The sequence below is a fragment of the Cellvibrio sp. genome (genome assembly GCF_053579595.1).
Map to the genome: position 1 here is coordinate 1 of NZ_JBRFPI010000156.1, position 9,709 is coordinate 9,709.

A 9,709-nucleotide genomic window follows, 5' to 3' on the forward strand; every position below is an offset into this window, starting at 1 on the left:
TCAGCGAGTTTATCGCCGTCTTCCGTATGTTGGTTTAACCAGAGTGCAAACGCATCTTTGGTGATACCGGATACAAAGGCAGCCGCCTCACGCGAAGTCAAGCGCTCTTTGGTCTGGCCGGAAAATTGCGGGTCGGCGTGTTTGTAGGAGAGCACATAGCAGCAGGCCGCCCACAGATCTTCTGGTGCGAGTTTTATTCCACGCGGCAACAAATTGCGGAATTCGCAGTAATCGCGCAGTGCATCGAGCAAACCTGTGCGCAAACCATTAACGTGGGTTCCGCCCTGCGCGGTAGGAATCAGGTTGACGTAACTTTCCTGAATTAATTCGCCACCTTCTGGCAACCATTGCAACGCCCAGCTCACCGCCTCGGTTTGACCGCTGAAATCGCCAACGAAGGGATGCTCAGGCAACGTAATAAATTCTTGCGTTGCTCCCGCAAGATAATCTTTTAAACCGTCTTCGTAATACCACTCATCTTTTTCACCGGTTTGTTCATCTAAAAAGGTGACCGACAAACCGGGGCACAGCACTGCTTTTGCGCGCAACACATGGCGCATGCGGCTGACCGAAAATTTATTTGAATCAAAGTAAGTGGGATTCGGTAAGAAATGAACGCTGGTACCGGTTTGGCGTTTGGGACAGGTATCGATAATTTCCAGATCGCTGGCTTTATCGCCGTTGGAAAAACCCATCTGGTAAACATTGCCATCGCGTTTCACAGTAACAATTAATTTTTCCGACAGCGCGTTAACAACAGAAACACCCACGCCGTGCAAACCACCGGAGAACTGGTAATTTTTATTGGAAAATTTACCGCCCGCATGGAGCGTACACAAAATTACTTCTACACCGGGTTTACCTTGCTCAGGGTGGATATCCACCGGCATACCGCGGCCGTCATCGATTACTGTGACCGATTGATCTTTGTGCAAAATAACATTAATGGTTTTGGCGTGACCCGCGAGCGCTTCATCCACCGAGTTGTCGATAATTTCCTGCGCGAGATGGTTCGGACGCGTGGTTTCGGTGTACATACCAGGGCGTTTTTTTACCGGATCTAACCCCGTGAGTACTTCAATATCTTCTGCGGAATAATTTGCCATCTTATTTTCTATTTACCCAAAAAAGTAAAAAGGCCGAGTAATTAAACAAAGCCTAGTGTTTAAAAAATGTCATGCAATCATCGAGATAGCGTTCGAACCCCTGAAAAGCGTGATCGCCGCCCTCTTCTATAGTCTGCTTGCATGCGTGGTATTTTTGTACAGCTTGCCGGTAGTCGAGTGTTTCATCGCCCGTTTGTACCAGCAGCCAATAATTGTTGGGGTGCGCGATAGGCACATCGGCCGCAATAATCTCGTCGATGTGGTGTGCGCTTAAGCGGTAGCTATCATCGGTGTGATAACTTTTCAGGTCAACCTCTAAATAAGCTGGCATGAAATCCTGTGGGCGCACGGCAGGATTAATCAGCACCGCACGCAAATTATACTTCTCCGCCAACCAGCTTGCCCAAAAACCACCAAGAGAGCTGCCCATTAAATACACAGGCTCAGGTAAATGCTGTTCAATTAATGACTCAAGCAGCTTTTGGGCATCCGCCGGATAAGGCGTTAATTGGGGGCAGAGGAATTCAATTTCCGGATGCGCAACAGCCAACCATTGTGCGGTTTGCTGTGCTTTGAACGAGAGGGGGGAACTGAGAAAACCGTGGATATACAGCAGTGCAGCCATGGGCGATCAATAACCTGCCGATTTGTAATCGATCACGTATTGCTTGTTAGTCACGCGCGCGATGCCGGTAGCAAAAGTGCCATCACTATTGAGTTCAAACCAGCGATAACCAGGCATTTGGGTATCTACCGTGAAATCATCACAGAGGGGTTTAAATTGCACACAGGTAGACGGCGTTGCAACCAGGGTGACGCCGTTGCGCTGCTGCTGGAATTCTTGATGCACATGCCCCCAAGCAACCAGTTTCACTTGAGGGTGATCGTCGATTAATTGGAAAAAAGCATCGGCATTGCGCACGACATACTGGTCAATCCACACACTGCCCACCGGAACCGGTTGATGATGCAGCGAGACAATAGTGTGTTTGTCAGGATGGCTTTCAAGCACATGCGCAAGAAAATCCAATTCACTCGCCGCAAGCTGGCCATAGACTTGACCGGGAACACTGGAATCCAACAACACCAGTAGCCATTCACCCAGTGTAACCAAACGCCCCTGAATGCCCAAGGCTTCCTGTTCAGACACCATTATCTCGGCCGAATCATGATTGCCAGCAAGCCAGCTAAGAGGCTGGGGAAAGTAACGGCGGATCGAATGGGCAAAACGCCGGTAACAATCGATATGGCCTGCACTGGCGACATCGCCGGTACAAACTAAATGATCAAAACGCGGCTCCGCCTCCTGGATAAGCTGCAGCACATCCTCAAGGCTCTGGTCGGTATTTAACCCCAAAAGGGTTTCGCTCTGCTGCGGACCCAAATGGCAATCGGTTATCTGAATCAGACGCACTGGCGGCTCTCGTCCCTCGATAGTCGGGTTCTGTAAATGATTAACAGACTAGGTTCCACTCACGCCTAGGCGTGGACTTAAGTGTCAAAATGGATAAGTTTCAACCGCAACGATATACGCTAATCAGCGTTTACGCCACCCTGCAACTATGGAAAAAATGGCATTTGCAGCCAAGAAGTGTAAATTTTGTGAGGAAGTTAAGAATTGCTTACAACAGATTTTACAAACAGCAACAGATGCGATTGTGCAACAACATGCCAGTGAACCAGACGCCACGAACGCGGGAAGAATAGTTTTTAATCAAAACAAAAGGAAGTATCAAGGCTATGCCCATGCTCCAGACAAAGAATTAACCATTCACCCAGAAAACAGTTGAGCTGATATTTTTCATCGCTTTGGTACATTGACTGGTTAGGATATTCATAGCGTGGGCGCAAACGCTTATGCCCTTCCCAGGCTAAAACCTCAGCAAGCTTTGCATCGTGATACATACGCAGGGTTAATCTGGGCATCCTGAGCCAGTTAGAACTTGTATCTATTGCCGCGCGGCTTAACTCTAAGGTTGTGGTGTAAGGCGAGCGCTCGGTAATGCACAATAAGTGCAACCACTGTTGCGCACCGCGCGCCACCATAAAACGAAATTCATCTTGCAGCTCACCGGTTTGATCCAGTCGATTATTGGCAAGCAATTTGGTCAGGCGGGCATAATTAGTTTCACACTCGGCCATCTGCAGCGGCAAATCCACCTTATAACGCTCTTTGTAAGTTATGTAGGCAGGTTGGATTTTGGTGGCGCGCAGTGTAAACATAGAGGCCTTAAAAATTTGCCGAAACCGGGGCGCAAATAAAAAAGTAAGAGTAGCAAGAATTGCCGGGCGATTCCGTTGAAGCTTGGAACACCCGATAATGGAAGTGTTAGCCAGACTCGATGCTAAGTCAATGGTTGCAAAAAATTATTCACTGATCGGCAAATTGCGCAACCGCACTCTATTGAGTTGCAGCCATTGCAAACAAATTAGCGCTGCTGCGTTATTAAAAGCGCCGTTTAATAACTCGGCAAAAACATTATCCGCAGCCAATACATGGACGCGAATATCTTCCCCCTCTTCAGGCAAACCGTAAATACCCCCTGCCTGACTTAAATCGCATAAACCACAAAATAAATGCAATTTTTCATCACAACCACCCGGGCTGGATAAATAATTGCAAATGTATTCCATTGCATAGGGTAGTATATTCGCCTCTTCGATCAGCTCGCGCCGTGCGACATCTTCAGGCGACTCGCCATCCTCCAACATACCGGCAACTACTTCATAGCACCAGGGGCCATTAGGTTCGTCAAGTGCACCTATACGAAATTGTTCGACCATACCGATCAAATCATGTTTAGGATCATAAAGCACCACCGCTACCGCTTCGCCGCGCACAAATAGCTCGCGGCCAATTTCCTTACCCCAGCCACCTTCGAACAACCTGTGACGAAGAAATATTTTTTCTACGCGAAAAAAGCGTTTATACATTTCTTCGCGACGAATAATTTCCACATCGGCGCGGGTGAATTCTGGTTTTTTGATCATGATATTTTATATTGGATAGCTTAATAAAAAATAACTGTGCAAAAGCACCCTCCTCAACCCTCCCCCTATCAGGAGGGGAGGGAGTAGTTTGCAATTTACACCCGATGATAAATCTCAGCGCCTGCTTCCAAAAACTCTTTGGATTTTTGTTTCATTTCCGCTTCGACATCGATCATCTTGATAATATCCTGATCGCCAATCACCGAAATGTCAGTGCCATTTTTTGCAGCGTAATCGCGCACTTCCTGGGTGATTTTCATCGAGCAGAATTTCGGGCCACACATGGAGCAAAAGTGTGCAACTTTGGCCGAATCTTTCGGCAGGGTTTCATCGTGATATGAACGGGCGGTATCTGGATCAAGCCCAAGGTTAAACTGATCTTCCCAACGGAATTCAAAACGCGCTTTGGATAATGCATTATCTCGCAATTGTGCACCCGGATGGCCTTTCGCCAAATCCGCGGCGTGTGCAGCAATTTTGTAAGTGATAATGCCTTCTTTTACATCGTCTTTATTGGGCAAACCCAAATGTTCTTTAGGTGTTACATAGCAGAGCATTGCACACCCGAACCAACCGATCATTGCCGCACCAATACCCGAGGTGATGTGATCGTAACCCGGTGCAATATCGGTCGTTAATGGGCCAAGCGTATAGAAAGGAGCTTCGTCGCATAGCTCCAATTGCTTATCCATATTTTCTTTAATCATGTGCATTGGTACATGACCAGGGCCTTCAATCATACATTGCACATCGTGTTTCCACGCAATTTTGGTCAACTCACCGAGCGTTTCCAACTCGCCAAATTGCGCTTCGTCATTTGCATCCGCAATCGAACCGGGGCGCAACCCATCACCCAATGAAAAGCTAACGTCATAGGCTTTCATGATTTCGCAAATTTCGTCGAAATGGGTGTAAAGGAAATTTTCTTTGTGATGCGCCAAGCACCATTTGGCCATGATCGAACCACCGCGCGAAACAATACCTGTTACCCGCTTGGCCGTCAGCGGCACGTAGCGCAGCAAAACACCGGCGTGAATCGTAAAATAATCTACGCCTTGTTCAGCTTGTTCAATCAAGGTATCGCGGAAAATTTCCCACGTCAGATTTTCAGCGACGCCATCAACTTTTTCCAGCGCTTGATAAATCGGTACAGTGCCAATCGGCACATGCGAGTTGCGGATAATCCACTCGCGGGTCTCATGGATATTTTTCCCGGTAGACAAATCCATCACCGTATCTGCGCCCCAACGCGCACCCCAAGTGAGTTTCTCCACTTCTTCTTCAATTGATGAACCCAAGGCCGAATTGCCGATATTGCCGTTAATTTTCACCAGGAAATTGCGCCCGATAATCATCGGCTCCAGCTCCGGGTGATTGATATTTGCAGGGATAATCGCACGGCCGCGCGCCACTTCATCGCGCACAAATTCTGGAGTAATTTCTTCGGGAATACTTGCACCAAAACTCATCCCTTTGTGCTGCTGCCCCAAAGCTTTATATTGAGGATCCACACTCAATTCACGCGCTTGTGCCAGCGCCATATTTTCGCGAATGGCGATATATTCCATCTCTGGAGTAATAATGCCTTTTTTGGCGTAATGCATTTGCGATACATTCATGCCGGGTTTGGCGCGGCGAGGTTTACGGGTGAGATTAAAACGCAGGCTTGCCAATTTGGGATCATTCAATCGTGCATTGGTAAATTCGGAGTGACTGTCTTCGAGAACTTCAGTGTCATTGCGCTCTTCAATCCAGGCGGTGCGCACATCACCCAAACCAGTACGCAAATCAATTTTTACGTTCGGATCTGTGTAAGGGCCAGATGTATCGTAGACACGTACAGGTGGATTTTTTTCGCCACCAAAATCAGTCGGTGTATCCGCCAGGGTAATTTCGCGCATGGGCACTTGAATATCCGCACGCGAACCCTGCACATAAATTTTTTGTGAGCCAGTAAAGGGTTGTACCGAGGCTTTATCGACTTCGGCGGTTTGGCTGAGAATTTTTTCGACGCTGGTATTCATAATAGTGGCCTTGTCTTAATCAGGTATTTAAACAAAATTGGGATAATAGAACGTGACTTAATAAAAAGAATAAAAGTGATGAACCGGACCTGAGCCCAGCCCTATGTGTAATTTTTCAGAATGCACCAAAGCTTGATGTAAATAATTTTTTGCCTGGTTGACCGATTCGCTGAGCGATAATTGTTTAGCCAAACCGGCAGCGATTGCCGAAGCCAGGGTACAACCTGTCCCGTGAGTATTTTTAGTGAGTAAGCGCGGGGCCGAAAAAGCTTCAACACCCGCAGCAGTAATTAACAAATCGGTTGCTTCCTCACCATCGGTGTGACCGCCCTTCATCAATACAGCGCGAGCACCCAAGGCGATAATTTTCTCACCTTGCCATTGCATCTCCGACAGATTTTGTGCGATTGGCAAATTCAAGAGAACGGCTGCTTCATGCAAATTAGGTGTTATCAATGCCGCGAGCGGCAGCAATTTTTCAATCAGCGTTTGGATCGCATCCTCTGCCAATAATCTATCGCCGCTTGTGGCTACCATTACCGGATCAAGCACAAAAGGAATTTGCGGATAAGCGGCTAAAGATTCAGCAACGGCTGCGATAATTTCCGCCGTTGCCAACATGCCGCTTTTAATCGCACCGACATTGATATCGCTCATTACCGAATGGATTTGCTGTTGCACAAAAGCCGGTGGAATTGGCAATACACCTTGAACACCGAGCGTATTTTGCGCAGTGAGCGATGCAATCGCACTGCAACCAAACACACCCAAGGCAGAAAAGGTTTTTAAGTCGGCTTGAATACCGGCACCGCCACCGCTATCGCTACCAGCAATGGTAAGAGCTATGGGAGTTGGTATGAATGAGTGCATGGTATTTCCGCAATGTATTGGCTAAAGCAAAGACGCGGGAAAAGGAGAAATACCAAGGCACGCTTGATAGGCATGCAAAAAATTTGGAGGATCTCGTTCCCTACGCCGGTACTAACCGGATCAGGTCGGCGGGTATATCTCAGCCTCGTTGCCCGCATAACGCCAGCAAAAAGCACCCCGACAAGAAAACCGGCAGTCTATTGGAGTTGGTGGGGAGAGTAAAGGTCGGGGCGCAGCTTGCTGCACCCGTATGGCATGAAAAAACCGGGGCACAGCAAGCGGCGCCCCTACGGGCGTGGATTATTTGCGGAGATTTTTGGGCGTGGCAAGCGGCGCCCTTACCCCTGAGGTTATTTTTCTTGGGACTTCAACAATCCCAACTTACCTGCCAACAATGCAGTCGTTGGTGCCTGGATCAAAATAGTCCCCAGAATAAATATAAAGGTAATCGCACCCACCACATCGATACCCGGCACTTTCATGCCCGCCAGAATACCAACCAGGGCTGCAGGGATAACGCCGGTTTCACGCGTCCAGCTCATAAACACCAATTCTTTCCAGGTCCACTTGGCACGGCGATCCGGACCAGCGCAAATAAAGACTGTCAGTGGGCGCGCGATAAAGATAAAGATGAACAGGAGGATCAAACCAACACCCAAATATTCTTTAAGCAGATGGAAATCGACTTGTGAACCCAGCAGGATAAAGATAAACATACGCATCAACAGCGCGGTATTGCCGACATAATCTTCAAGATATTCGTGCTCGTGGTGATCCAGTGGCAGATTAAATGTCTCTTTATTGCCGATCATCACACCACACGTGAATACCGCCATAAAGCCGGAAGCACCGATCGCGTCGGCCAACAAAAATACGGTAATTACCGCGAGAATAATCACGAAGGGAGTTACCTCACGGAAAATCCCCAAACTGTTGTGAGCCATTAGGAACGCAGCGGTGTAACCCACAACTGCCCCCAACACCAGACCCATGCCAGCCTCGTAGGCCAGCTCGCCCAGAGAGTGAGTCAGGCTGAAACCTTCGCCGGTACCCATCACGTAAGCCACTACCGCAAAGGTCGCAATTGCACCCATGGCATCGTTAAGCGCCGACTCGCTCATCACTGTTTGGGATACACGATCCTTAATCGGTACTTGTTTGAAAATAGGCACTAAAGTAGCTGGGTCGGTCGACGCAGTAAGAGCACCCAACACCAGCGCAACGCCAATAGGAATACCTAACCAGACACCGGCATAAGTAATAATGGCACCGGTAATTAACACACCGGCGGTGGCTATAACAATCAACGTGATCCAGATTTGTTTTAACACCACGAAGCGTAATGTCGCACCACCTTCAAACAACAAGTAGCAAGCGCCAATAGTGAGGATCAACTGGTTCATGGTGGAGTCCGCCGGTACATGCAGCAAACCACCTACAGTTGGACCGAGGCCGATACCAATTAATAGAAATAATACGATATCGGGCACTTTGATTTTTTTGGCGATAACTCCGCCAAGCAAACCGGTAAAAATAATAATCCCGACATACATAAGGTCGAGCTTGGCAATATCTAATGACGACATGGCGACTCCAAGGTTAAAGTTAAAAAACGTAAAGCTGAAAATGGGTGCATGCTGCCAGCAAATGAGCACGGCCATTATAAATTGCGTGTAAATTCCAACTACAAGAAACGCAAAAGCCGGGAATAAACCCGGCTTTTGCTTGCACAACAATTACTACTAACTAACCGGGAAATACCACTTTGGCCAAGGTCAATGCCACCGCATAGCCACAGGTGTAAGCCACAAATACCAGAGGGGTGTAACGCAAGAAGGCACCAAACGTCAGCCCTTTCACTTTACTCATAGCAATAATTCCGGCAGCCGAGCCAATCGCCAATAATGAACCACCAACCCCCACACCATAGGTCAGCGCCAACCATTCAGCTGTTGGTAATACCGGTTCTGATTTTAAGAGCGCTGCGGTCAAAGGTACGTTATCGATTAACGCGGAAAATAACCCCATCAAATAGTTAGCGTATTGAGGTGCAATTTGGGCATAGAAATTAGTGAGCAAATCCAGAGTACCGATTTCTTTCAACATGCCAACCAGCAACAAAATCCCGAGGAAGAACAACAGCGTTTCATATTCAATCTGACGGACGTATTCAAGGATGCGAGTTTCCTCAGGATCCAGGTTCATAAAGTGGCCGATAAAGAACATCACCGATAAACCAACCAAAAAAGTGAGCACTGGCGGCACATGGAAGAAAAAATTGAACAGCATGGTGCAGACGATCGTACTAAAGAAAGTTCCTACGATTGCCCAGTCCATACCGGTAAAAGTGCGCACGTTTTTCTCGGTAGTGACCTGACCGGAAACACCAGGAAACATCAAACCGGCTAACACCATCACACCCACGATCGCAGGAATCCACAGCAACAGCAGCTGCGGCATAGTGACGTGCCCAGAGAGAAAGATCATTAAGGTGGTTACATCACCAGTGATCAGGGCGACGCCTCCAGAGTTAACAGCGAACACCACTAATACGGCCAATTTAATACGGGTTTTCTGGTCAACATCAAACGCATGCACCAAACCGAGTGTCACCAGAGTAGCTGTCACGTTATCGCAAATCATCGACAAGGTCATCGCAAAGAGCGCCACCATTATCATCATACTGCGCGTGCTCATTTGCGCCGGGCACAACCGCTG

General features: G+C 48.0%; 9 protein-coding genes and 1 riboswitch. All 9 genes read right to left on the reverse strand.

The genetic code is table 11. The features are described 5' to 3' along the window. The coding region (locus tag ACWA6V_RS11115; RefSeq protein WP_449522544.1) for an ATP-binding protein at window positions 1-1,106 on the reverse strand (1,106 nt) is incomplete at its 3' end. Between the two features lie 52 nt (window positions 1,107-1,158). Continuing rightward, window positions 1,159-1,731: a YqiA/YcfP family alpha/beta fold hydrolase gene (locus ACWA6V_RS11120; protein ID WP_449522545.1), complete on the reverse strand. Its 573-nt coding sequence runs from the start codon at window positions 1,729-1,731 to the stop codon at window positions 1,159-1,161. Between the two features lie 6 nt (window positions 1,732-1,737). Continuing rightward, window positions 1,738-2,520 carry a 3',5'-cyclic-AMP phosphodiesterase gene (gene cpdA / locus ACWA6V_RS11125; RefSeq protein WP_449522546.1) on the reverse strand — a complete coding sequence of 261 codons (783 nt, stop codon included), beginning with the start codon at window positions 2,518-2,520 and terminating at the stop codon, window positions 1,738-1,740. 296 nt (window positions 2,521-2,816) lie between these two features. After that, complete coding sequence (locus tag ACWA6V_RS11130) at window positions 2,817-3,329, reverse strand: DUF1249 domain-containing protein (protein WP_449522547.1); 513 nt, start codon at window positions 3,327-3,329, stop codon at window positions 2,817-2,819. Between the two features lie 144 nt (window positions 3,330-3,473). Further along, window positions 3,474-4,097: an NUDIX domain-containing protein gene (locus ACWA6V_RS11135; RefSeq protein ID WP_449522548.1), complete on the reverse strand. Its 624-nt coding sequence runs from the start codon at window positions 4,095-4,097 to the stop codon at window positions 3,474-3,476. 95 nt (window positions 4,098-4,192) lie between these two features. Next, window positions 4,193-6,121 carry a phosphomethylpyrimidine synthase ThiC gene (gene thiC, locus ACWA6V_RS11140; protein ID WP_449522549.1) on the reverse strand — a complete coding sequence of 643 codons (1,929 nt, stop codon included), beginning with the start codon at window positions 6,119-6,121 and terminating at the stop codon, window positions 4,193-4,195. Window positions 6,122-6,178: 57 nt separating this feature from the next. Beyond that, window positions 6,179-6,991: a bifunctional hydroxymethylpyrimidine kinase/phosphomethylpyrimidine kinase gene (gene thiD, locus ACWA6V_RS11145; RefSeq protein ID WP_449522550.1), complete on the reverse strand. Its 813-nt coding sequence runs from the start codon at window positions 6,989-6,991 to the stop codon at window positions 6,179-6,181. Between the two features lie 80 nt (window positions 6,992-7,071). Continuing rightward, window positions 7,072-7,181: riboswitch (TPP riboswitch) on the reverse strand. Window positions 7,182-7,341: 160 nt separating this feature from the next. Beyond that, window positions 7,342-8,577, reverse strand: a complete 1,236-nt coding sequence (locus ACWA6V_RS11150) for a cation:proton antiporter (RefSeq protein WP_449522551.1) — start codon at window positions 8,575-8,577, stop codon at window positions 7,342-7,344. A 160-nt stretch (window positions 8,578-8,737) separates the two neighbouring features. Then, window positions 8,738-9,709, reverse strand: a 972-nt coding sequence (gene nhaD / locus ACWA6V_RS11155; RefSeq protein ID WP_449522552.1) for a sodium:proton antiporter NhaD, incomplete at its 5' end; no start/stop codon positions are given.